The following is a 21507-nucleotide window of genomic DNA, read 5'->3' on the forward strand; positions in this document are numbered from 1 at the left end:
TGTCGTGACCATTAAGCCGGGCCTTTGCCCGGCTTTTTTCTGCCTGAATTTTCCCTTGCCCCGTGCACTGGCGGTGGTAGTGTATCCGGTTAATTCAGATAACCGGAGGTTGCCTGCGTATGGGCGTTGAACTGAATCACCGTATTTCCGGCCAGGGAGAGCCGCTGATCCTGTTGCACGGATTGTTCGGATCCCTCGAGAACCTGGGTGGCATAGCCCGCCGGCTGGAAGATAACTGGCAGATTCACGCGCTGGACGAGCGCAACCACGGCAGTTCTCCCCACAGCGATGAAATGAACTATCCGGCCATGGCCGCCGATATCATCGCCTACATGGATGCCCAGGGGCTGAACCAGGCCACTATTCTTGGCCACTCAATGGGTGGAAAGGTGGCCATGCAGGTGGCCCTGAGTTATCCGCAGCGGGTGAAAGCCATCATCGTGGCGGACATTGCCCCGGTGACCTACCACCCCCGCCATGACGACATCCTCGAAGGTATGAAAAGCCTCGACCTGAACGGGGTCAAATCCCGAAAACAGGCAGACGAGCGCCTGGCAGAATTCGTGGAAATCCCCGGTGTGCGGCAGTTCCTGCTCAAGAACCTGGAGCGTATTCCGGCCGAAGAACAGACCGACAGCGATATCATCTTCCGCTGGCGCCTGAACCTGCCGGTAATTGATGCCCATTACCAGAACCTGGCGGACGCACCGGAGGGTGATGGCCCGTTTGAAGGGCCGGTGCTCTTTATCAAGGGGGCAGACTCGGCCTACATCCAGGAAAAACACCAGGACACCATCCGCCGCTTGTTTCCGAACGCTGAACTGAAAATTATCGAAGGCACCGGCCACTGGCTGCACGCCGAAAAAGCCGATACCTTCGCCACCCTGTGCCGGCGGTTTCTGGAACAGTAAGGTGTGACGCGGCCATTGCCGGCAACCGGTGAATGTCTGCTAAGGTGAATGGTCCCAAACGAAAAATCATAAAACGGATCGGGCGTGCATGATGAAATGGTTACTGGCCGCAATATTGGTGCTCTTTGTGCTGGTGGGCAGCTTTCTGCTGACACCATCTCCTGTCGACAGCAAGGCCTGGGAGCCGCCCGAGCCTCTGGCCCTGACCGGAATCCTGGCGCCCAATAACCAGCTGCGACAGGCCGATCTGCTGGCCCGGGGCCAGGTGTACGGCCCGGAAGACACCACGGTGGATGCTAACGGCGTGCTCTATACCGGCACCCAGGACGGCAAAATCGTTCGGGTATTTCCCGACGGCCGGGTGGAAACCTGGCTGCAGACCGAAGGCCGGCCACTGGGCATGGTGTTTGATCGCCAGGGTAACCTGATTGTGGCGGATGCCTGGAAGGGCTTGCTGTCGATAGCGCCGGACGGTGAGATTACCGTGCTCACCCGGGAGGCGGAAGGCACACCGTTCCGGTTCACCGACGATGTGATTGTCGCCACGGATGGTCGTATCTACTTTACCGATGCCAGCTCCCGCTTCCGCCAGCCGGATTACATCCTGGACCTGCTGGAAATGCGCCCCCACGGTCGCTTGCTGCGCTACAACCCGAAAACCCGCAGAACCGAAGTACTGCTGCGTAACCTGTATTTTGCCAATGGCGTGGCGGTGTCTCCGGATGGTGACTACCTGCTGGTAAACGAAACCTGGAAATATCGCATCCTGAAATACTGGATCAACGGCCCGAAAGCCGGCCGTACCGAAGTGTTTGCAGACAACCTGCCCGGTTTCCCGGACAACCTGGCCGTGGATGAACGGGGCCGTTACTGGGTTGCCTTCCCGACCCTGCGTAACCCCCAGGTGGACGCCATGCACCGCCGGCCCTGGATGAAGAACCTGGTTGCTCGCCTGCCTGCCGGCTTCCAGCCCGAGCCGGAGGAATACGGCCTGGTAGTGGCCTTTGATGACCGCGGCCGTATGCTCACCAGCCTGCACGACACGACCGGCAGCCATTTGCAGGAAATCACCTCGGTGAACCCGCACAACGGCTTTCTATACTTTGGTTCACTTCACAATGACCGCATCGGCCGGCTACCTTTGCAGGCTATTTCCGGTCTGGGGGAGCAGCCTTGAGCGATGAAGCAGCCTTGAGCGATGAAACAGCCTTGAGCGATGAAACAGCCTTGAGCGACGAAACAGCCATGAGTGAGTCACAAGCACACAACTGGGATCTGCCGGATCCGTTCATCCTGCCCATCACCGTGCGGGAAGAAGACACCGACCGCCTCGGCCACGCCAATAACGTGGTATACGTGCGCTGGATGGAAGACGTCAGCTGGGCCCACATCGAAAGCCTGGGGATGACCTGGGCCCTGCACGAAGAAACCGGCAAGGCCATGGCCATCACCCACACCGAGGTGGATTACCTGTTGTCTGCCAATGCCGGCGACGAGCTGGTGCTGGGTACCTGGCTGACGGACTGGGACGGCCGGTTCCGCTCGGCCCGCCAGTTCCAGCTGATTCGCGTGGCCGATGGCAAAACCCTGCTGCGGGGGCTTTCAACCCATGCCTGCGTGGATATGAAGAGCCAGCGGCCGTCCCGGGCACCGAAAGCCTTTGCCGAAATCCTCTCCGGTGCCCTGGTGCCGGGTGGTCGTGGTTTGCCCCTATAAAGCCCGCCGGGAGAAATTCTGCTAGTCTGAAGCTGAAACTACGCGCCTGTTCAGGCGCTTGACTCATTGTTGTCTGGAGACACCCATGGAATCCTCTGAAGCAACTGACGCTGTGCCGATGCGCCACGTGGTTTATGACCGGTTTGGTGACAGTGATGTTCTGCAGGTAACGGAGTCTCCGGTACCTGAGCCCGCCGAAGGCGAGGTATTGATTCGAGTACACGGCGCCGGCCTGAACCCCATCGACTGGAAAACCCGCAAAGGCCTGGGTTTTGTCGCCACGCAGATCGAAGGCCGCATGCCGTGGACCCCGGGCTACGATGCCGCCGGCGAAGTCGTGGCCGTGGCCGATGACGTGACCACCCTGGCTCCGGGGGACCGGGTGATGGGCATGATCGGCTTTGCCGAATCTGGCGGGGCCTATGCACAGTATGCCGTGGCCCGGGCTGACGAACTGGCCATCGTGCCGGAAGAGCTGGACCTGGTTACCGCAGGGGGCGTGCCACTGGCGGCACTGACGGCCTGGCAGGCGTTGTTTGAAGTGGCGGGGCTGGAGTCCGGGCAGAAGATCCTGATCCACGCCGGGGCTGGAGGCGTTGGCCACTTTGCCGTGCAGTTCGCCCTGGAGCGCGGTGCCCATGTGATTGCCACGGCGTCTGCCAGCAACCGGGATTTCCTGGCCGAGCTGGGCGTGCATGAAGTGATTGATTACCACACCACCGACATTGCGGACGAGTGCTACGGGCTGGATGTGGTGCTGGATTTGATCGGTGGTGAAACCGGCAAGCGGTCATTGCAGACCCTGTCGGAATCCGGTGTGCTGGTGACCATTCCCACGGTGACTGCCGATGAGGTGGTCAGTGCCGCAGAAGCCATGGGCGTGAGGGCCCACGGCATGAAAACCCGGCCGGATGTCTTCCACCTGGAAGAAATTGCCGAGCTGATCGAAGACGGCGATGTGCGGGTGCACGTTGACCGGGTATTCCCGCTCGAGCAGGCCCGCGACGCCCACGACCTGCTGGAAGCAGGCCACGTGCGTGGCAAGCTGGTGCTCGACTGCCGTTGATGTGTCCCCGCCGGGAGCAGCAGGCCGTCAGGCCTGCTGCTCTCCGTTGCTGGTGGCTTTCTGGTCGTCGGTATCGGATGCCCGCTCTTTCCGTTCTTTCTGGGGCTGTGGTGGCACCAGGCTGATCAGAACCCAGTCGTCTTCCGGTTCCAGGTCATCCATCGCTTTCACCGGATGTATGTGTTCCCGCCCGTCCATCACAAACAGCACCAGGGCTTCGTTCTGGTACTGGTTCAGGAACTGCTCGTAACTGAACTCCTCGCTCAGCTGGGTGGTCTTCACCGTATAGCCCTGGCTCACCAGACTGGCCAGCTTGGCATAGCTCACACCGTCAAACAGACCCCGGGTCTGCTGCACCTTGCCGGCGGTTTGCAGTCGGGCGCGCTGGTCCTGGTCGCCTTCCGTCAACCCGAATACCGAGTGCTCGCCGAACCAGTCCAGGAAGTGATATGTGGCCAGGCTGTTCATCTGTTTGTACGGCGACAGGATCAGCAGGTTGCCGATGCCGGTCAGGTCCATATGTTTCGCAGCATGTTCCGAAGCCGGGTTGCCGAAATACACCGGCAGGTTCTCCATGCGGGCCTGGCGCACGTTTTCCCAGTTGGTATCGGTCAGCATGGCTGGAATTTCATGTTTTTTCAGGGCCTGGGCAATCAGGCGGGCTACCGGGTTGGCACCCAGAATCAGGAAGCCATGGGCCGGTGGTTCCTGTACGCCCAGCAGCTTGGCGACCGGCCGTGCCGTCAGGCTCTGGATCACCACCGTGGTAATGATCAGCATGAACACCAACGGCACCAGCACGCGGGCGCTCTCATAGCCGATCCGTTCCAGCTGGAAAGCGAACAGGGCGGAGACAGCAGCTGCCACGATACCCCGGGGCGCAATCCAGCTCAGGTAAAGTTTGTCTCGCCATGTGAGGGACGTACCGATGGCCGACAGAAAGATACTGGCAGGCCGGGCCACCAGCATCAGGCAGGCCAGCACTGCCACCAGGCCCCAGCCCAGGTCGGCAATGGCGGTAAATTCTACCCGGGCGGCAAGGATGATAAACAGGGCCGAGATCAGCAGTACGCTGAGGGATTCCTTGAACTCCAGGATGCTGTCGATCGGCACCTGTTTCATGTTGGCCATCCAGATGCCCATTACCGTCACGGTCAACAGGCCGGACTCATGGGCCATCTCGTTGGAAATGGCAAACACACCGAGCATGAAGGTCAGCGTGCCGGCATTGTGCAGGTACTGGGGAATCCAGTGCTTGCGAAGCACCAGGCCATTCAGGTAACCGGCTGCCGCGCCGATCAGGAAACCCACCAGCAGGGTTTTGCCGAAAATATACAGGGAGTGGCTGAAGACATTGCCCTGGCCCCAGGACACAATTCCTTCGAACACCAGCACCGCCAGCAGGGCGCCGACCGGGTCAATGATAATGCCTTCCCAGGTCAGGATATTGGCCAGCTTGGAGGTGGGCCGCACCGCCCGTAGCAGCGGTGCAATCACCGTTGGCCCGGTCACCACGGAAATGGCGCCAAACAACAGGGCCACTTCCCAGGACACCTCCAGGATCCAGCGGGCGGCCAGGGTGCCGATAATGCAGGTAACAATGGTGCCGACCGGGATCAGGTTGCGCACCATCTTGCCGTGGCCTTTGATTTCCTCGTACCGGAGCGTCAGGCTGCCTTCGAACAGAATGATGGCCACCGCCAGCGAAATCATCGGAAACAGGATGTCGCCAAAAATATCTTCCGGATGCAGAAAGCCTGTCACCGGGCCGGCGATGATGCCGCCAGCGAGCAGAAACAGGATGGCCGGCATGCGTACCCGCCAGGCAGCCCATTGGCAAATCAGGGAGGTAAGGCCGATACCTGCGAGGATCAGGGTGGTACTAATGGCCATAAGCGGGTTCCGGTTGGTTAATTAAAGGTTGGCTTTGCGTGCAATTCTGTTCAGCAGCCGGGACGCGGCAAAGAATCCGAAGCTGGCGGTTACCGGGCTGGCGGCGCCAAAACCCGAGGCACAATCCAGCCTTACCGGGTCGTCTGTGGCGGGCTTCTGCAGGCACACTTCACCATCGGCCGCCGGATAAGTCAGCTGCTCCAGAGAGTATACGGCCTCAATGCCAAAACGCCGCTTGGGATTTCGTGAAAAGCCGTATTCCCGACGCAGCATATTACGAACCTTGGCCAGCAATGGATCCTGGGTGGTCTTGCTCAGGTCCGCCACCTGGATCTGGGTCGGGTCCATCTGCCCCCCGGCACCGCCGGCACAGACAATCGGAATCTTGCGCCTCTGGCAGTGGGCAATCAGCGCCGCCTTGGCCTTCACGCTGTCGATAGCATCCACCACCCCGGTCATGTCTTCGGTAATCAGGTCGGCCACGTTTTTAGTGGTCAGGAACCCGAAGTGCACCCGGATATCCGCCTGGGGATTGATGGCCCGCAGCCGCTCAGCCATGGCATCGGTCTTGGTGCGGCCATACTGGCCCTGCAATGCGTGCAACTGGCGGTTGGTGTTGGAGACACAGATGTCGTCCATATCAATCAGTGTAATCGTTCCGATACCGCTGCGAGCCAGTGATTCCGCCGCCCAGGAACCCACGCCGCCGAGGCCGACAATGGCGATGTGGGCACTGCGGAAAGCGTTCAGGGCCTTGCGGCCATAGAGGCGCTCTATGCCGCCGAAGCGGAAAGCGTAGTCGTCGGTCTGTGCAGGGTTTGATGCCATTGAGGCTTTCCGGTAGGCAGAAGAGTTCAACATGAATTTGGCGCAGATTGTACCGCAGCGAGCCTCCTGACGACCATGTGGGTTCAGAACAAAAAGGCGGGCTCATGGGAGCCCGCCTTTTTGCCGCTGCTTGGTTGCGGGTCAGGTCTTAGTTTGTCTCGGTCAGAATCACGAGCCCCAGTTCATCCGGATCGCCCTCGGTGGGTTCCCAGCGCAGTGCAAACAAGCCAAGTGAGGCGTCTGCATTGAAGAACCCATCCAAGGTTGTTGAACCCTCAGAGCTACCGACGGTTATCGTCGTTGCACCGTTGGCACTGATGCTGGCAGAGGCCTCTGCACCATCCACCATGTCGGTAGAAACAGATAGCTGCCCACCCAGGGTGATCTTTTCTACTTCCAGGAAGCCACCGCTGATTGCGCCTTCGGTTTCACTTGCCATGGTCAGGAAAGTATTGAACTTGCTGCTGGAAAGCAGGAAACGCTCCTGAGTATCCAGTTTCATCGAAATAAGTTGTAACCGGTATTGCTTGCCTGCCACGCTGGGCCCACTGTCTGTGGGCAGCTTGGTCATCAGGGTCATGTCGAGCTCAGAGTAACTGCCAAGCTCGCCATCGCCGCCAGACATGACAATGAAGTCGCCGGTATCGTTAATAAAACCATCGGCAGGCTCACCACCGGCCTCTGTGATATCACCGGAACTGTCGACAACAAAGGTGCCAGTGTCCGCTGGGTCTGTAATCGGTACATAGCCCGGGCCACTTGCTGAAAGACTGATCTGGTGACCATGTCCTTCCATGACCTCTGCGTAGTTGAAGTTTCCATTGCCGTCGAAGGTGATGGTGTTGACTTCGGTTTTCAGTATCAGCTCACCGGTCGTGATTTCAGACGCGATATAAACCCGGCCAAACTGGCCTGACAGGTCGCTGCTCTGAAAGTTGGTTGGTTGCCGTGCAAAGACCTCAAAAGACCGGGAGATCTCGTCGCCCAGTTTCTGGGAGGGGTCTAGCGCATCGGGTGTGCCGTCGTCGTTGGTATCGATCACGGCGTAACGAACGCTGGCTTCATTGGGTTGGACAAAAAACAGGCCTCGCTCACCAGCCTGCACCAGATTGTAGGTTACTGCAGGCCAGCGCCAGCCTTCCTCCTCTTCGATTTCCTCTTCGAACTCGCCCTGGATAGCGAGGATGCCCGATTGGGTCAGAATGCCGTCGAAGGTTTCATTAACCTCTTCGAATTCGGACTCATGGTTGAGCCATTCAGCGCTGGACAAGGATGGGCCTCCCCGGCTTCCGTAGAGATCATCTTCATCGACCAGGGTGACGTTGACGACGTTTTCGCCACCGTCTGCCAGCTGAAAACTGGATGCCCACAAACTGTGGGCATAGGTGCCCGAACTGTGATTTTCAGCGTCGTGGAGTTCAAGTGCGAAGGCGGCGCTCCGGTAATCGCCAGCGACTGTGCTGGCCTCACCCTTGCCACCGGCTACCACGGCAACCTCGCTCTCTACGAAATCGCCGACTTCGCTCTCCAGTGTGCTGAACATTTCATCAAGATTGGCCCCGGCAGTCAGATCAAACTCTTCAACCTTGCCACTGAGTTTGACCACATCGGTGACAACCAACTGATCTAGGTCGGCACCCGTCTCGATGAACTTGCGAAGAACAAACTCGGACACCGGGTTTATATCGACGTCTTTTTCGACAACCTGTGCGCGCAGTTGCTTATTGTTTTGCCCGGTAATTCGAACCACGAGATTACCTGCAAGGTTAACGCCTTGCGGCAGTGTTAGCTTGTAGTTTCCTGTTGTTGACGTGGAGGTTTGAGCGAGCACGTCGCCGATTTGGTTGCCCTCATCATCCACGCGAATGAGTTCTACCGTGGCACCTTTTACGGGGTTGAGCCCGGTAATGGCTGCAGCAACAGGAGCTACAACAAAGTTCAATGCGACTTCAAAAATACTCGGCTGAGTAAAGCTGGCTATAGTACCTTCTTCACCAGGAGCGGTGGCGGTACCTGAAATAGTTTCTCCGGATACTGTCTCGCCCCCGGTACTCCCTCCACCGCTACTTCCTCCACATCCCGCAATACCAACAACCGATGAGACTGCTGCGGCCAATGCCAGTTTTTTATAACCGTTCATAACAACTCCTTGATTCAACAAAGTACCCTGGTTCGCCCTGTGAACCAGGCTCTGCCCGAAGGCTCCCTGAGGAAGGGTTCTTGAGATATAGCAAGGGAAATTGAGGGGCGCCCCACCCGTTTGGGGAGTGCGGGCCGGCGATTTGTATGAAATGTGTAACTATGAGCAGTTGGAATATCTTTGAAACCTACACTAAATTGTGTAGGAAACATCGATACAAGAGTGGACTGCTGTGCATTGCTCCGACCGGGAAGGCTTTTTTAAACATGACTTCCATGAGCTGATTGGCCTGATCTACGATTCGGTCACCTCGGAACAGGGTTTCTTTCCGTTTCTGAAGCGGTTTATCCAGGTGTTTAACGGCCACAGTGCATCGTTTGCAATTTATAACACTGCGGCAAATTCTCTTCTCGGTGCCTGGACCGTGAATATTCCCGAAGAGGCTCTGCGTTTCTATTCCGAACATGTTTCCCACCGGGACGTACTGGTTGAAAAAGCGATATCGGTCAACCGCGAAGGTAACTGCAGGTTTGTCGCCAGTAACCTCGATCTTGGCCCGGATGTTAAGCGCTTGCGGCGCGATACCCGGGCAGGAGAGTGGCTGGAAAGCTACGGGGCTTGTGAAGCTGCCGGAGCGATTGCCTATATGGACGGGCATTACCTCAACTTTTTCGGAATGCAGCGTTCTCCTGATCAACCTGAATTCAGTTATGAAGAACTCAAGGTCTTTGATGGATTCTTACCCCACCTGCATCGAGCTGTGGGCCTGTATACCCGGCTGATGCAGCGGCGGTGTGGTCCGGCGGTTGAGCGGTTGGTACTCGAGCGTGTCAATCGAGGCATCATCGTTTGTGATGCATCCTTCCGGGTGGCCTTCAGGAATGGCAAAGCGGATGACATCCTGAAACGCAACGCCGGTTTAAGGGTAAACAGTGATGGCATGCTGGTGGCCCATGGAAACGAGAGTGCGCGGCAGTTTGCCGTCCTCTTATCGGCTGCTGTTGAAGCGTCAATTGCCAGGCGGGAGCTTGAGGACCAGGTTTTCAGCCTTGAACACGGACAGCAGCGCATCACGCTGGTGGTGACTCCGCTGCAGGGAACGGCTGAGGCAGGGAGCCTGGCGCAGGGGGCGCTCGTTACATTGCACGATTGGAGCTGGAGCAACGAAATCAGCGACGACCTGCTGAAGAGTCTGTTCGATCTGACGGATGCGGAAGCGGTGGTTGCGGCTGAGCTGGTTGGTGGCCAGAGCTTGTCGGATATTGCGCAAACCTCGGGGCGGTCACGGGAAACCGTGAAGTATCACCTAAACAATATATTCCGTAAAACCGGCACCCGTCGTCAGGGCGAGTTGGTGTCACTGTTGTCCCGGGCCTGCACCTCTGTTTGATTATCTGTCCACAAAAAAAGCCGCGCAAAGCGCGGCTTCAAGAAGGTGCCAACCTCACAAGGAGGCGGGTTGGACTAGTTCAGAGACACTAATCAACGCATTCATTATTGACCGGAAACATGTCTTGATAAAGGTCATGAATGGACATTTACCGGTCATTTCCGGCCAGATTTTTGGTCTGGCCGGCATTTGTGGCCGCTCAGGCCACCCAGTGCTCATCGGAAAGCGACATCAGGCTGTCCTTTCCGCTCTGGATGTCTTTCAGCAGCCAGTCGGTTTCCGGCATCAGCTTTTCGAAGTAGAAGCGGGCCGAGGCCTGCTTGCTTTCCAATAATGGCTTGTTGCCTTCGCCGGCTTCGAGTTGCTGGCCGGCAACGCCCGCCATCCGCGACCACAGGTATCCGATCACGGTCAGGGCCATCAACCGCAGGTACGGAGCCGCGGCAGCACCGGCCTGCTCCGGGTCTTTCGGAGCGTTCTGGGCCAGCCACAGGGTGGCTTGTTCCAGGCCCTTGATGGCGCCTTTCAATTCTTCCCGGTAGGGTGCTTCCGGGTTGTCCTTCAGGTAGCCGGTCAGCTCGGCAAACAGGGCGCGTACCAGCTGGCCACCTTTCAGGGCCAGCTTGCGGCCTACCAGGTCCATGGCCTGGATGCCGTTGGTGCCTTCGTAGATGCGGGCGATACGGCCATCACGCACCAGTTGTTCCAACGGCCAGTCCTGGGTAAAGCCGGAGCCGCCCAGCACCTGCTGGCCCCAGTTGGCGTTGTTATAGCCTTCGTCGGTCAGGAAGGCTTTGACCACCGGTGTCAGCAACTGCACCAGGTCGTCGGCGTTTTCCCGCACGTGTTCGTCCGGGTGCGCCACTGACAGGTCCAACTGGTGGCCGGTAAACAGGGCCAGCGCACGCATGCCTTCGTTCAGTACCTTCTGGCGCATCAGCATGCGGCGTACATCCGGATGTACGATGATCGGGTCTGCCGGGCCGTCGGGGTTCTTCGGGCCACTCAGGGAGCGGCTTTGCAGGCGCTCTTTGGCGAAGGCCAGGCTTTCCTGGTAGGCCATTTCAGCCAGCCCCAGCCCCTGCATGCCTACCATCAGGCGGGCCTCATTCATCATGGTGAACATGGCGCTCATGCCCTTGTTGGGCTCGCCCACCAGCCAGCCCTTGGCGCCTTCAAAGTTCATTACACAGGTGGCGGAACCCTTGATGCCCATCTTGTGCTCAAGGCCGCCACAGAAGGCCGGGTTGCGCTCGCCGGAATCCGGCAGGAACTTGGGCACCACAAACAGGGAAATGCCCTTGGTGGTATCCGGTGCGCCCGGCAGCTTGGCCAGTACCAGGTGCACAATGTTGTCGACCAGGTCGTGTTCGCCGCCGGTAATCCAGATCTTGGTGCCCTCGATGGCGTAGCTGCCGTCGTCGTTCGGGGTTGCCCTGGTGCGGATCAGGCCCAGATCGGTGCCACACTGGGGCTCGGTCAGGCACATGGTGCCGGTCCACTCACCGGAGATCAGTTTTTCCAGGTAGGTCTGCTTCAGCTCGTCGGAGCCATGGGCGTAAAGGGCGCTGATGGCACCGTGGGTCAGGCCCGGATACATACCCAGCGACAGGTTGGTGGAGCACACCATTTCATCCACCACAAACTTCAGGGTGTGGGGCAGACCCTGGCCACCGAACTCGATGGGTGCGTCCAGTGCGGTCCAGCCACCTTCCACGAATTTGTCGTAAGCGGCCTTGAAGCCATCCGGGGTTTTGACCAGCTTGGTCTCCGGGTCGTAGCTGCAGCCCTGGCGATCGCCAACCTGGTTGGTGGGCTGGATCACTTCCGCGGCCAGTTTGCCGGCTTCGTCGATCACGGCCGAGATCAGGTCGGGCGTGGCATCGGCGTGTTTTTCCAGTTCGTGCAGCTTGTCTGCACCAAGGACATCAAACAGCAAAAAGCGAAGATCATTGGCAGGTGCCTGATATTGCATGGACTCTCTCCTGTTATCGGTGGGTAGCTCGGGGCTACCGGTATTCGCCTTGCACGGGGGGTACAAAGTCGATGTGATCATTCATACGGCTGTTTGAATGTTTTGGTTTGCTGCAGGCGAGCCCGATTGGATGGTTTTTTCGTATGGTTGGAATGAATCGGATTGATCACAACCGTCATCACAATTCTGATCACAACTGGGGAGAGTGGAATGGCAACCATCATTGCCGGTATATCGGGCGCGATTGGCCAGGCACTGGCCTTGAAGTATCTGGATGAGTTTCCGGAGCAACCGGTGATCGGTCTGTGCCGGAATCCGGACAAGGCAACGGAAGCGATGGGGAAGCCGCCAGGACTGCAGCTGCGGCCCTGGGACGCGGAGTCTGCAGTGCCGCTGGAGGTGGATGATGAACTGGCACAAACGCTGGCGGATTCCGGAGGCATTCACCGGCTGGTCTACGCCGCCGGGTTGCTGCACGACGACCGCATGTTTCCGGAGAAGCGCCTTGAGGACCTGACGGCGGATAATCTGGCCAGGGCCTTCCAGGTGAACTGTGTCGGATTCGGGCTTCTGGTGCAGGCGTTGTCGCCCTGGTTCCGGGGGCCGCAGCTAACCCGTGTTGCTGCCATTTCAGCCAAGGTGGGTTCCATCAGCGATAATCACCTGGGTGGCTGGTATGGCTACCGCTGCTCGAAAGCGGCGCTGAATATGCTGGTGAAAAACCTGTCGGTGGAGCTGCCCCGGCGTTATCGGCCTGTAGCCTGCGTGGCGCTGCATCCGGGAACCACCCGGTCGGGGCTGAGTGAGCCGTTCAGCCAGTCTCTGGCGAGCCTGGCGGTGCACGAGCCTGAGGGCACGGCAGACAATCTGTACCGGGTTATTGAAGCCTTGCAGGAGCATGATAACGGCCGCTTTATCAGCTGGGATGGCAGCGACTTGCCTTGGTAAAAGCGGGGAAAAAGCCGCCGCAGACGGGCTGCGGCGGTAAAGGTCATCGAATAAACGGGTTCAGAAGGCGGGTAAAGGTGCCGGTAAGCTTCAGCGGTGCGCTCAGAACCGACAGGGTAATGCAGTCTTCGCAGCCAACGGCTACCGGTTTGTGTTCGTCTTCCTCGTTCAGCACGACGAAGTCCCACTGATTGAACACGCCTTTCTGGTCCGAGAAAGCACCCTGCAGCACGATGGTGGTTTCAGTGCCGCGGTGGGTGTGGGCCGGAGCCTTGCCACCTGCTACCAGTTTTTGCAGCACCACACGTTCGCCCTGGCCAGGGAACTTCTCGGTGATGTCCAGCACGCTGACATCACCCAGCTGACGTTTCCAGGGCAGGTCGTTGATGTCGTCGCCCAGCAGCTTCTGCAGCGGGCTCATGCGCGGCGCTTCTGCGATTGGGGAAACCGGCTCCGGCGCGCTGTCGATACGGGACATCAGCTGCTCGAAACTGGTATCAGACACACTGACTTTGGGCTGTTCGGCCATCATCACGGCGCCCAGGCTGTTCAGGGTGTCTACCCGGCTTCTGCAGTGAGCACACTGGTCCAGGTGCAAACGGATGCACAGGGCATAGGGCTCCGTGAGGTTGCCCGCACTGTACTCCATCAGGCTCAGGCTGTCGGGGTGGTGCCGTGTCATACGTTCTGGTCCTGCAAAATCACTTTAAGCTTGTTCAATGCCAGGCGTACCCGGCTTTTGACGGTACCCAGCGGGATATCGAGCTCGTCTGCCACCATCTGGTGCGATTTGTGCTCCATGTATACCTTGGCAATCACGGTAATTTGCTCTTCCGGTAACTGGCTGAGGGATTCGCGAATGCGCCGCTCAGACATCAGACGGTGAAGGGAGGTTACCGGTTCATCTTCGTTTTCGCCGGGAATCTGCCACAAATCTTCGGTTTCCACGGCCATTTCGGCGCTGGTCCGCTGCATTTTGCGCAGCATGTCGATGCGCTGGTTACGGGCGATGGTGAAAATCCAGGTAGACGCGGCTGCCTTCTTCCAGTCGTACAGGCACGAGCGGCGCCAGATCGAAATAAAGACTTCCTGAACCAGCTCCTCGGCGTGGCTGGCCAGGCCGTTGGAGATGGCGTAGTACTTGATCTGTGGTGCAAAGTGCTCGAACAGGGCGTGATACGCGGCCCGATCCTGGCTCTTGCCGACTTTTTCCAGCAGGGCTCCCCACGGGTCCTTGCTGCGGCCCTCGCCTTTGGCGGGTTGCTTATCCAGTGTCGTCACCGGACGCTCCTTGACGGTCGCATGATTTGAGCTGGCTAATCTAATCATTCTATGCACTCACCACAGTGTTGTCAGTGAGTGTTTTTACGCCAGCCCGAAAGGTTCGGATTGCTCCGGGCGAAATTAATGCTGAAAGTTATTCTTCCAGGTAGGTGTAACCTTCCAGACCTGCGGTCAGCTCATCCAGCAACTGTTGCTGAAGGCCGGGTTCGAGAGTGCTGGCCCGGAATTTTTCCCGGTAGGCCTGCAACAGTGTGTCCGGCTCGAAGTTCACATAGCGCAGCACCTTGGCAACGGTATCGCCGGTGATGGGTTTGCCGATCCGGTAGTTCCCTTGTTCGTCCAGCCGAACATCCACCGAATGGGTGTCGCCGAACAGGTTGTGCATGTCGCCCAGAATTTCCTGGTAGGCGCCGGTCATGAAAAAGCCCATCAGCAGCGGCTCATCCGGATCATGTTCCGGCAGGGGCAGGGTGGTTTCGATGCCCTGTCCATCCACGTACTGGTCGATCCGGCCATCGGAATCGCAGGTGATGTCCTGGATAACGGCCCGCCGGTTCAGGGGGCGGTTCAGGCCGTTGATCGGCATCACCGGGAAGATCTGGTCGATGCCCCACACGTCTGGCAGGGACTGGAACAGGGAGAAGTTTACGAACAGCTTCTCGGCCAGTTTTTCGTTCAGTTCGTCGATGATTTCCCGGTGCGCACGGTTGGCACTGTCCAGCTGGCCGCGCAGCAGGCGGCAGCAACTGGTGTACAGGGTTTCTGCCTGGGCCCGTTCCTGCAGTGACAACAGGCCATGGGCGAACTGGGCGTGCACGTCGGTCATGGCGTGTAACACGTCGTGGTAGATCTCGGCCAGGGAGCGCGGGGAATCGTCGTCGTTAAGGCTTTCCAGGTCCCGCCACAGATCCTGCAGGGGCGCCGGTGCTTCCTCGGCGGGTGCAGCGGGTTCACGGTGGTCCGGTTCTTCCCGGTCGATCACGTTGGTCACCAGCACCGAATGGTGGGCGGTCAGGGCCCGGCCGGACTCGCTGATCAGGTCCGGATGCGGCAATCCCTGGCGGTCGCATTCTGCCTGCAGCACGTGCACCACGTTGTAGGCGTATTCGAACACGGTGTAGTTCATGGAGCAGCTGCTGCGGGAACGGGTGCCTTCGTAGTCCACCCCCAGGCCGCCGCCGATATCCACGGTGCCGATGGGCGCGCCCAGGTGGCGCAATTCACGGTAAAACCGGGCGCATTCCTTCAGGCCGGTCTGGATGTCGCGGATGTTGGCAATCTGGGAACCCAGGTGGAAGTGCAGCAGCTGCAGGGTGTCCAGGGCGCCGGCCTGTTTCAGGGTGTGGACTACATCCAGCACCTGGCTGGCGGACAGGCCAAACTTGGATTTTTCGCCGCCGGTGTTCTGCCAGTTACCTTTGCCAATAGTCGCCAGCCGGGCCCGCACACCAATCAGCGGGGCCACATCGAGTTTTTTTGCTTCGTCCAGGATCAACGGCAGTTCGGACTGCTTCTCCACCACAATGAATACCCGGTGCCCCAGCTTCTGGCCGATCAGCGCCAGGCGGATGTATTCCCGGTCTTTGTAGCCGTTGCAGATAATCACCGAACCACTCTGGCGCGATAACGCCAGCACTGCCATCAGCTCCGGCTTGCTGCCGGCTTCCAGCCCCACCTGGTTGGCCGAGGCGGCCGGTTCGGCCGCCAGCAGTTCTTCCACCACCCGGCGTTGCTGGTTCACCTTGATGGGATACACCGCGGTGTAACGGCCCTGATAACCGTGTTCTTCGGTTACCTTGTTGAAGGCGCCGCACAGTTTGTTGACCCGGTCGTGCAGGATATCGGTAAAGCGGATCAGCACCGGCAGGGCAATGCCGGCATCGGCCAGCGAGGCGGTGAGGTCTGGCAGGTTAATGCTGGCCTCGCTCCGGCCGCGGTCTGGCCGGATTTCCACCTGGCCTTGCGGATTGACGGAGATATAGCCGTCGCTCCAGTGGGCGATGTTGTAAACCTTGTGGGCCGGCGATGCGGTGGTTTCAGCCATTGTTGCTATCCTGTCAGGAAACCCGGGGTGGCCGGCAAAGCGGCGTCAGGCTGCATTGTAGGAGCTGACCGCTGCCCCTACAATACGCCTCTTTTCAGATGCCCGGGCGCAATGCAGTGGCACACAGTGGGAGACAGACATGACAGCATTGAACGAAGGCTGGTTTACCGAGGTATTCCAGGACCAGGGCACCGCCTTTTCCCTGCAGGTTAAAGGCAAGCTTCACGAGGAACAGACCCCGTTCCAGAAGCTGGAAATCTACGAAACCGAAACCTTCGGCAACCTGATGGTGCTCGACGGCTGCGTGATGCTCACCACCCGGGACAACTTTCTGTACCACGAAATGATGACCCATCCGGCCCTGTTCACTCACAAAGACCCGAAAAAAGTGGTGATTGTGGGCGGTGGCGACTGCGGCACCCTGAAAGAAGTGCTCAAGCACCCGGGTGTGGAAGAAGCCTGGCAGGTGGAAATCGACGAGCGGGTAACCCGCATGTCGGAAAAATACTTCCCGGAGCTGTGTGAGGCCAATGGCGACCCTCGCGCCAATTTCTTCTTTGGCGACGGTATCCAGTGGATGCGGGACATCGAGCCCAACAGCATCGATGTGTTGATTATCGACAGTACCGACCCGGTCGGCCCGGCCGAAGGCCTGTTTGCCCTGGATTTCTATCGCGATGCCATGGCCGCCCTCCGGGAAGGCGGCATCATCGTTCAGCAAAGTGAGTCGCCGCTGTTGCATACCGACAGCATCATCAAGGATATCCACACCGATATGCGCAAGGCCGGCTTCGGCCACGTGCAGACCCTTCCGTTCCCGCAGCCGGTTTATCCCACCGGCTGGTGGAGCTGCACCATGGGCAGCAAGGATAACCCGCTGAAGTATTTCCGCGAGGAAGACGCCAACAACCGCCCGTTCGTAACCCGTTACTACAACGCTGGTATTCACCACGGTGCCCTGGCCATGCCGCAGTTTATGGTGGATGCCCTAGAAGACGAGGTGCACCCGGAAGAGGGTTGATTAAAAATTGGACAGGCTCCGAAGCTGGTCTAAACTGGTTGCAATGGTCATCTAATGGCCAGTCTTCCGTTTAGCAGTCAGAAGGAGTTGTTATGGATGTCCGTAGCGGTGAACAGGAACGTCACTGGTTCCGGAGCGAGCGGTTTTCGTTGGTTAACGGGCAATGGTATTTCCAGACCCGTGAAGGCACGGTAGAAGGGCCTTTCGACGATGTCCGCGAAGCGGAAATGGAATTGCTGCTGTATCTTCGCCATGCCGAAGATGCCCTGTTTCGGGGAGTGGGTTAGTTCCGTCAATCATCCAGTAAAACAAGAGGGGCGCCAACCGGCGCCCCTCTTGTGTTTGGGTTTGCAGCGGGATTACTGCTTGCCGCTGACAAACTCCGGATAGGCTTCCATGCCACATTCTGCGAGGTCTACCCCTTCGTACTCTTCTTCCTCGGTTACCCGGATGCCCATGACCGCCTTCAGGATGCCCCAGACAACCAGGCTGGCTACGAATACCCAGACAAAGATGGTCAGGGCGCCGATCAGCTGGCCGCTGAAGGTTACGTCGCCGTTGGTCACCGGTACCAGCAGCAGGCCGAGCAGACCGCACACACCGTGGGCAGAGATGGCGCCGACCGGGTCGTCGATGCGCAGCTTGTCCAGGGTCACGATACTCAGCACCACCAGGATACCGCCCAGTGCGCCCCAGATAGTGGAGGTCAGTGCGCTGGGAGTGGACGGCTCGGCAGTGATCACCACCAGGCCCGCGATGGCGCCGTTCAGCAGCATGGTCAGGTCAGCCTTGCCGAACATCAGGCGGGCTGTCAGCAGGGCCGCAATGGCACCACCGGCGGCGGCAGCATTAGTGTTCAGGAACACCATGGCGACGGAGTTGGCGCTGGCGATATCGCCCAGTTTCAGCACCGAGCCACCGTTGAAGCCGAACCAGCCCAGCCACAGGATGAAGGTACCCAGGGCAGCCAGCGGCATGTTGGCACCCGGGAAGGCGCGGATTTCGCCGTTGGGGCCGTACTTGCCTTTACGGGCACCCAGCAGGAGAACACCGGCCAGGGCAGCTGCAGCACCAGCCATGTGTACGATGCCGGAGCCGGCGAAGTCGCTGAAGCCCAGGTCGCCGAGGTTGTACAGGCCGAACACGTCTTTACCACCCCAGGTCCATGCACCCTCAAGCGGGTAGATTACACCGGTCATGACCACCGCGAAGATCAGGAAGGCCCAGAGCTTCATGCGCTCGGCAACCGCACCGGAGACGATGGACATGGCGGTGGCCACAAACACCACCTGGAAGAAGAAGTCTGCTGCACCGGAGTAGATAGAGCCGCCGGTAAAGCCGTCTTCACGGGTAGCGAAGTCACCCAGAACGCCGTCTACATCCACATCGGCAATGCCGGTGAGGAACACGTTGCCGCCATACATGATGGCGTATCCGCATACCATGTACATGGTGCAGGCAATGGCAAACAGGGCCACGTTCTTGGTCAGGATTTCGGTTGTGTTCTTGGCACGCACCAGGCCGGATTCGAGCATGGCAAAGCCAGCCGCCATCCACATAACTAATGCGCCGCACATGACAAAATAGAAGGTATCTATAGCGTACTGCAGGTGAAAGAGATTGGTTTCCATAGGAAGCCCTCCGCACAAGGCTCTTCAGGTTTATAGGTTTTTTGCGTTGGCTGATTCGGGGATCAGGCCGGGTTTACACCGCTTCTTCGCCGGTTTCGCCGGTCCGGATACGGATCGCCTGTTCCAGTTCGGTCACGAAGATCTTGCCGTCGCCGATCTTGCCGGTATTGGCAGCCTTGGTGATGGCTTCGATAACCTGGTCCAGCAGGTTGTCGCCGATGGCGATTTCAACCTTCACCTTGGGCAGGAAATCCACTACATATTCCGCGCCACGATAGAGTTCGGTGTGGCCTTTCTGCCGTCCGAAGCCTTTAACTTCAGTAACGGTTACGCCTTGAACGCCAATCTCGGATAGTGCCTCACGGACATCATCCAACTTGAAAGGCTTGATGATCGCTGTCACAAGTTTCATTGCTTTCTCCTTGGTAAATGCTGCCACCTCGCACATCAATTGTGCGGATTGCGTACGAGGTCTATAGCATCGGGTGTGCCAACGCAAAAAAGGTATTTATTATCAGTAAGTTAAAAATACCTGGTTCCAGAATGGCGCAAGCGCCTGCACCGTTGTGGTGCGTGCTGCGGGGCTGCGGTCCAAAAATGCGCAGGCCCGGTGGCCATCCGGCGGCCATTATAATGCCGACCGGGTACAGTATGGCAGGGCCGGCGGTGTGATACACTCCCGCAAACCCGGTTACTGCCATGGCCAATAGTCTGAATTGGCCGGCAATCCGATTTGAATGAAGTGTTATATGCGAGGTTTTCGATGAAAGGGCCGCAGGATTTCTTTGCACAGTTGCAGGGCCAGTTTGGCCAGTTTGTTCCCGACATGGCCCGTGCCGCCCGGGAAGATTTTGAAACCCAGGCGCGGGCTACCGTTATGACCGTGCTGTCCCGCCTTGAACTGGTGACCCGGGAAGAATTCGATGCCCAGCAGGCGGTGTTGATGAAAACCCGCGAGAAAGTCGAAGCGCTGGAAAAGCGGGTAGCCGAACTGGAGCAGAAGCTGCAGTCGTAAATGAAACAGCCGGGCGCAGGATGCCTGCCCGGCGGCCCCGATTCGTAACCGGGGGCCATTTGTCTGTTACCAAGGAAGGTTGTCATGCTAGCTATTGTCCATTCCCGCGCCAGCATTGGCGTGTCTGCCCCTGCCGTTACCGTGGAAGTGCACCTGTCCGGTGGTTTGCCGGCGCTGTCGATTGTCGGGCTGCCTGAAACCGGCGTGCGCGAAAGCAAAGACCGGGTGCGCAGCGCGCTGCTCAATGCCGGCTTCGAATTCCCTGCCCGCAGAATCACCATAAACCTGGCCCCTGCCGACCTGCCCAAAGAGGGTGGCCGCTTCGACCTGCCTATCGCCCTGGGTATTCTGGCCGCCTCCGGCCAGATTCCTGCCGAAAGCCTGAAAGACCTGGAGTGTATTGGCGAGCTGTCCCTTGATGGTGCGTTGCGGCCACTTAAAGGGATATTGCCGGCGGTGCTGGCGGCCCGGGAGGCGGGGCGTTCACTGCTCCTGCCCCAGGACAATGCCGACGAAGCCGCGTTGGCCAGTAACGGCGATGTGTTGGCGGCCAGCCACCTGTTGACGGTGTGCGAGCATTTGTCGGGCCGGGCGCGGCTGGTACCGGTGCCCCGGGCAGAAGATCCTGAGCCGCAGGGGCAGTATTCCGGCGCCGACCTGGCGGATGTCCGGGGCCAGCAGGTACCCAGGAGAGCGCTGGAAGTGGCCGCAGCCGGTGGTCATAACCTGCTGTTCTTCGGCCCGCCGGGCACCGGCAAAAGCATGCTGGCCAGCCGGCTTCCCGGCATTCTGCCCGCACTGGATGATGCCGCGGCCATGGAAGTTGCCAGCGTGCATTCCGTTGCCGGTTTGCCGGTGAAGCCCGGTGGCTGGCGCCAGCCACCGTTCCGGGCGCCGCACCATACTGCCTCGGCGGTGGCCCTGGTCGGGGGCGGCAGCAGCCCCCGCCCCGGAGAAATCTCCCTGGCGCACCGGGGCGTATTATTCCTGGACGAGCTGCCGGAATTTCAGCGGCGGGTACTGGAAGTACTGAGGGAGCCGATGGAGAGCGGGGAGATTGCCATCAGCCGGGCTGCCCGGCAGGTAACCTTTCCTGCCCGGTTCCAGGTGGTCGCCGCCATGAATCCGTGCCCCTGCGGCTATAGCGGCCATCCCACCATTGAATGCCAGTGCGGGCCGGCGCAGGTGATGCGATACCGCTCGAAGATCTCCGGCCCGTTGCTGGACCGCTTTGACTTGCATGTGGAGGTGCCGGTGCAGACCGGCGAGGTGCTGCTGGGCTCCGGTGAGGCAGGAGAAAGCAGTGCCAGCGTCCGGGAACGGGTACTGAAAGCCCGGGCTGCGCAAACGGAGCGGGGGAGCCTGAATGCCGCCCTGGCAGGCAATCTGCTGCACCAGTCCTGCCAGCTGGATACCGGCAGCGAAAAATTGTTGTCGGCCGCCATGGAGCGGTTGGGGCTTTCGGCCCGGGCCCTGCACCGGATTCTTCGGGTGGCCCGCACCCTGGCAGACCTGGACGGTGAGCGGGGCATCGCCCGCAACCATCTGATGGAAGCCCTGGGCTACCGTCAGCTTGATCGCCAGCAGAATCAGGGCCCGGTGGTTTCAGCCTGAGTTTCACCTGTCCGGGAGCAGGTCTGGCCCT

At 59.2% G+C, this 21507-nt stretch carries 19 protein-coding genes; 10 read left to right on the forward strand and 9 right to left on the reverse strand.

Translation table 11 applies throughout. The features are described from left to right. Nucleotides 1-119 precede the first annotated feature (119 nt). The 4 genes from B2589_RS13190 (at nt 120) to B2589_RS13205 (ending at nt 3693) form a co-directional block, all read left to right on the forward strand. Nucleotides 120-911 carry an alpha/beta fold hydrolase gene (locus tag B2589_RS13190; RefSeq protein WP_286816900.1) on the forward strand — a complete coding sequence of 264 codons (792 nt, stop codon included), beginning with the start codon at nt 120-122 and terminating at the stop codon, nt 909-911. A 91-nt stretch (nt 912-1002) separates the two neighbouring features. Next, complete coding sequence (locus B2589_RS13195; RefSeq protein ID WP_286816934.1) at nt 1003-2088, forward strand: SMP-30/gluconolactonase/LRE family protein; 1086 nt, start codon at nt 1003-1005, stop codon at nt 2086-2088. Between the two features lie 68 nt (nt 2089-2156). Further along, nucleotides 2157-2627, forward strand: a complete 471-nt coding sequence (locus B2589_RS13200) for an acyl-CoA thioesterase (RefSeq protein WP_199456878.1) — start codon at nt 2157-2159, stop codon at nt 2625-2627. 85 nt (nt 2628-2712) lie between these two features. Continuing rightward, the gene (locus tag B2589_RS13205; RefSeq protein ID WP_286816901.1) at nt 2713-3693 is read left to right on the forward strand and encodes an NADP-dependent oxidoreductase; all 981 of its coding nucleotides are present in this window, start codon (nt 2713-2715) and stop codon (nt 3691-3693) included. Between the two features lie 27 nt (nt 3694-3720). Here B2589_RS13205 and B2589_RS13210 read toward each other — a convergent pair whose 3' ends face one another. The 3 genes from B2589_RS13210 to B2589_RS13220 form a co-directional block, all read right to left on the reverse strand. Beyond that, complete coding sequence (locus B2589_RS13210; protein ID WP_286816902.1) at nt 3721-5586, reverse strand: cation:proton antiporter; 1866 nt, start codon at nt 5584-5586, stop codon at nt 3721-3723. A gap of 21 nt (nt 5587-5607) precedes the next feature. Beyond that, nucleotides 5608-6414: a tRNA cyclic N6-threonylcarbamoyladenosine(37) synthase TcdA gene (gene tcdA / locus B2589_RS13215; protein WP_286816903.1), complete on the reverse strand. Its 807-nt coding sequence runs from the start codon at nt 6412-6414 to the stop codon at nt 5608-5610. 148 nt (nt 6415-6562) lie between these two features. Then, nucleotides 6563-8554 carry a hypothetical protein gene (locus B2589_RS13220; RefSeq protein ID WP_286816904.1) on the reverse strand — a complete coding sequence of 664 codons (1992 nt, stop codon included), beginning with the start codon at nt 8552-8554 and terminating at the stop codon, nt 6563-6565. A 232-nt stretch (nt 8555-8786) separates the two neighbouring features. Between B2589_RS13220 and B2589_RS13225 the strand changes: the two genes are divergently transcribed. Beyond that, nucleotides 8787-9944 (forward strand): helix-turn-helix transcriptional regulator, encoded by a 1158-nt coding sequence (locus B2589_RS13225; protein ID WP_286816905.1) that lies wholly within the window; start codon nt 8787-8789, stop codon nt 9942-9944. Between the two features lie 199 nt (nt 9945-10143). Here the strand turns inward: B2589_RS13225 and B2589_RS13230 are convergent, their stop codons facing one another. Next, nucleotides 10144-11919: an acyl-CoA dehydrogenase C-terminal domain-containing protein gene (locus B2589_RS13230; RefSeq protein ID WP_286816906.1), complete on the reverse strand. Its 1776-nt coding sequence runs from the start codon at nt 11917-11919 to the stop codon at nt 10144-10146. A 210-nt stretch (nt 11920-12129) separates the two neighbouring features. On the opposite strand from B2589_RS13230, the gene B2589_RS13235 reads away from it, so the two are divergent. Continuing rightward, entirely contained in the window at nt 12130-12867 is a 738-nt protein-coding gene (locus B2589_RS13235; protein WP_286816907.1) for an SDR family oxidoreductase, read from the forward strand. Between the two features lie 43 nt (nt 12868-12910). Here the strand turns inward: B2589_RS13235 and B2589_RS13240 are convergent, their stop codons facing one another. The 3 genes from B2589_RS13240 to speA form a co-directional block, all read right to left on the reverse strand. Continuing rightward, nucleotides 12911-13549: a ChrR family anti-sigma-E factor gene (locus tag B2589_RS13240; RefSeq protein WP_286816908.1), complete on the reverse strand. Its 639-nt coding sequence runs from the start codon at nt 13547-13549 to the stop codon at nt 12911-12913. Beyond that, nucleotides 13546-14148, reverse strand: a complete 603-nt coding sequence (locus B2589_RS13245) for a sigma-70 family RNA polymerase sigma factor (RefSeq protein WP_058339936.1) — start codon at nt 14146-14148, stop codon at nt 13546-13548. The genes B2589_RS13240 and B2589_RS13245 overlap by 4 nt, the downstream gene beginning before the upstream one ends. A 136-nt stretch (nt 14149-14284) precedes the next feature. After that, entirely contained in the window at nt 14285-16195 is a 1911-nt protein-coding gene (speA, locus tag B2589_RS13250; protein WP_286816909.1) for a biosynthetic arginine decarboxylase, read from the reverse strand. Nucleotides 16196-16334: 139 nt separating this feature from the next. On the opposite strand from speA, the gene speE reads away from it, so the two are divergent. Together speE and B2589_RS13260 are read left to right on the forward strand one after the other, a co-directional pair. Beyond that, a complete protein-coding gene (speE, locus tag B2589_RS13255; protein ID WP_199456832.1) occupies nt 16335-17216 on the forward strand; it encodes a polyamine aminopropyltransferase in 882 nt (293 codons plus the stop codon). 92 nt (nt 17217-17308) lie between these two features. Next, the gene (locus B2589_RS13260; protein ID WP_199456831.1) at nt 17309-17503 is read left to right on the forward strand and encodes a DUF6316 family protein; all 195 of its coding nucleotides are present in this window, start codon (nt 17309-17311) and stop codon (nt 17501-17503) included. A 72-nt stretch (nt 17504-17575) separates the two neighbouring features. On the opposite strand, the gene B2589_RS13265 is transcribed toward B2589_RS13260, so the two are convergent. Further along, nucleotides 17576-18847 carry an ammonium transporter gene (locus B2589_RS13265; RefSeq protein ID WP_286816910.1) on the reverse strand — a complete coding sequence of 424 codons (1272 nt, stop codon included), beginning with the start codon at nt 18845-18847 and terminating at the stop codon, nt 17576-17578. A 73-nt stretch (nt 18848-18920) separates the two neighbouring features. Further along, nucleotides 18921-19259: a P-II family nitrogen regulator gene (gene glnK / locus B2589_RS13270; RefSeq protein WP_011784068.1), complete on the reverse strand. Its 339-nt coding sequence runs from the start codon at nt 19257-19259 to the stop codon at nt 18921-18923. 351 nt (nt 19260-19610) lie between these two features. Here glnK and B2589_RS13275 point away from each other — a divergent pair, with 351 nt between their 5' ends. Further along, the gene (locus B2589_RS13275; RefSeq protein ID WP_022987582.1) at nt 19611-19862 is read left to right on the forward strand and encodes an accessory factor UbiK family protein; all 252 of its coding nucleotides are present in this window, start codon (nt 19611-19613) and stop codon (nt 19860-19862) included. Between the two features lie 84 nt (nt 19863-19946). Beyond that, the gene (locus B2589_RS13280) at nt 19947-21476 is read left to right on the forward strand and encodes a YifB family Mg chelatase-like AAA ATPase (protein WP_286816911.1); all 1530 of its coding nucleotides are present in this window, start codon (nt 19947-19949) and stop codon (nt 21474-21476) included. Nucleotides 21477-21507 lie beyond the last annotated feature (31 nt).

Origin of the sequence: Marinobacter sp. UBA3607 (assembly GCF_002375525.1) — a bacterium.
GTDB classification, from domain to species: Bacteria; Pseudomonadota; Gammaproteobacteria; order Pseudomonadales; family Oleiphilaceae; genus Marinobacter; species Marinobacter vinifirmus.

Bases quoted from the DNA above. Each gene is read 5' to 3' on its own strand.
- B2589_RS13190 (WP_286816900.1), top strand. From the start codon at position 120: ATGGGCGTTGAACTGAATCACCGTATTTCCGGCCAGGGAGAGCCGCTG.
- B2589_RS13195 (WP_286816934.1), top strand. From the start codon at position 1,003: ATGAAATGGTTACTGGCCGCAATATTGGTGCTCTTTGTGCTGGTGGGC.
- B2589_RS13200 (WP_199456878.1), top strand. From the start codon at position 2,157: ATGAGTGAGTCACAAGCACACAACTGGGATCTGCCGGATCCGTTCATC.
- B2589_RS13205 (WP_286816901.1), top strand. From the start codon at position 2,713: ATGGAATCCTCTGAAGCAACTGACGCTGTGCCGATGCGCCACGTGGTT.
- B2589_RS13210 (WP_286816902.1), bottom strand. From the start codon at position 5,586: ATGGCCATTAGTACCACCCTGATCCTCGCAGGTATCGGCCTTACCTCC.
- tcdA (WP_286816903.1), bottom strand. From the start codon at position 6,414: ATGGCATCAAACCCTGCACAGACCGACGACTACGCTTTCCGCTTCGGC.
- B2589_RS13220 (WP_286816904.1), bottom strand. From the start codon at position 8,554: ATGAACGGTTATAAAAAACTGGCATTGGCCGCAGCAGTCTCATCGGTT.
- B2589_RS13230 (WP_286816906.1), bottom strand. From the start codon at position 11,919: ATGCAATATCAGGCACCTGCCAATGATCTTCGCTTTTTGCTGTTTGAT.
- B2589_RS13235 (WP_286816907.1), top strand. From the start codon at position 12,130: ATGGCAACCATCATTGCCGGTATATCGGGCGCGATTGGCCAGGCACTG.
- B2589_RS13240 (WP_286816908.1), bottom strand. From the start codon at position 13,549: ATGACACGGCACCACCCCGACAGCCTGAGCCTGATGGAGTACAGTGCG.
- speA (WP_286816909.1), bottom strand. From the start codon at position 16,195: ATGGCTGAAACCACCGCATCGCCGGCCCACAAGGTTTACAACATCGCC.
- speE (WP_199456832.1), top strand. From the start codon at position 16,335: ATGACAGCATTGAACGAAGGCTGGTTTACCGAGGTATTCCAGGACCAG.
- B2589_RS13260 (WP_199456831.1), top strand. From the start codon at position 17,309: ATGGATGTCCGTAGCGGTGAACAGGAACGTCACTGGTTCCGGAGCGAG.
- B2589_RS13265 (WP_286816910.1), bottom strand. From the start codon at position 18,847: ATGGAAACCAATCTCTTTCACCTGCAGTACGCTATAGATACCTTCTAT.
- glnK (WP_011784068.1), bottom strand. From the start codon at position 19,259: ATGAAACTTGTGACAGCGATCATCAAGCCTTTCAAGTTGGATGATGTC.
- B2589_RS13275 (WP_022987582.1), top strand. From the start codon at position 19,611: ATGAAAGGGCCGCAGGATTTCTTTGCACAGTTGCAGGGCCAGTTTGGC.
- B2589_RS13280 (WP_286816911.1), top strand. From the start codon at position 19,947: ATGCTAGCTATTGTCCATTCCCGCGCCAGCATTGGCGTGTCTGCCCCT.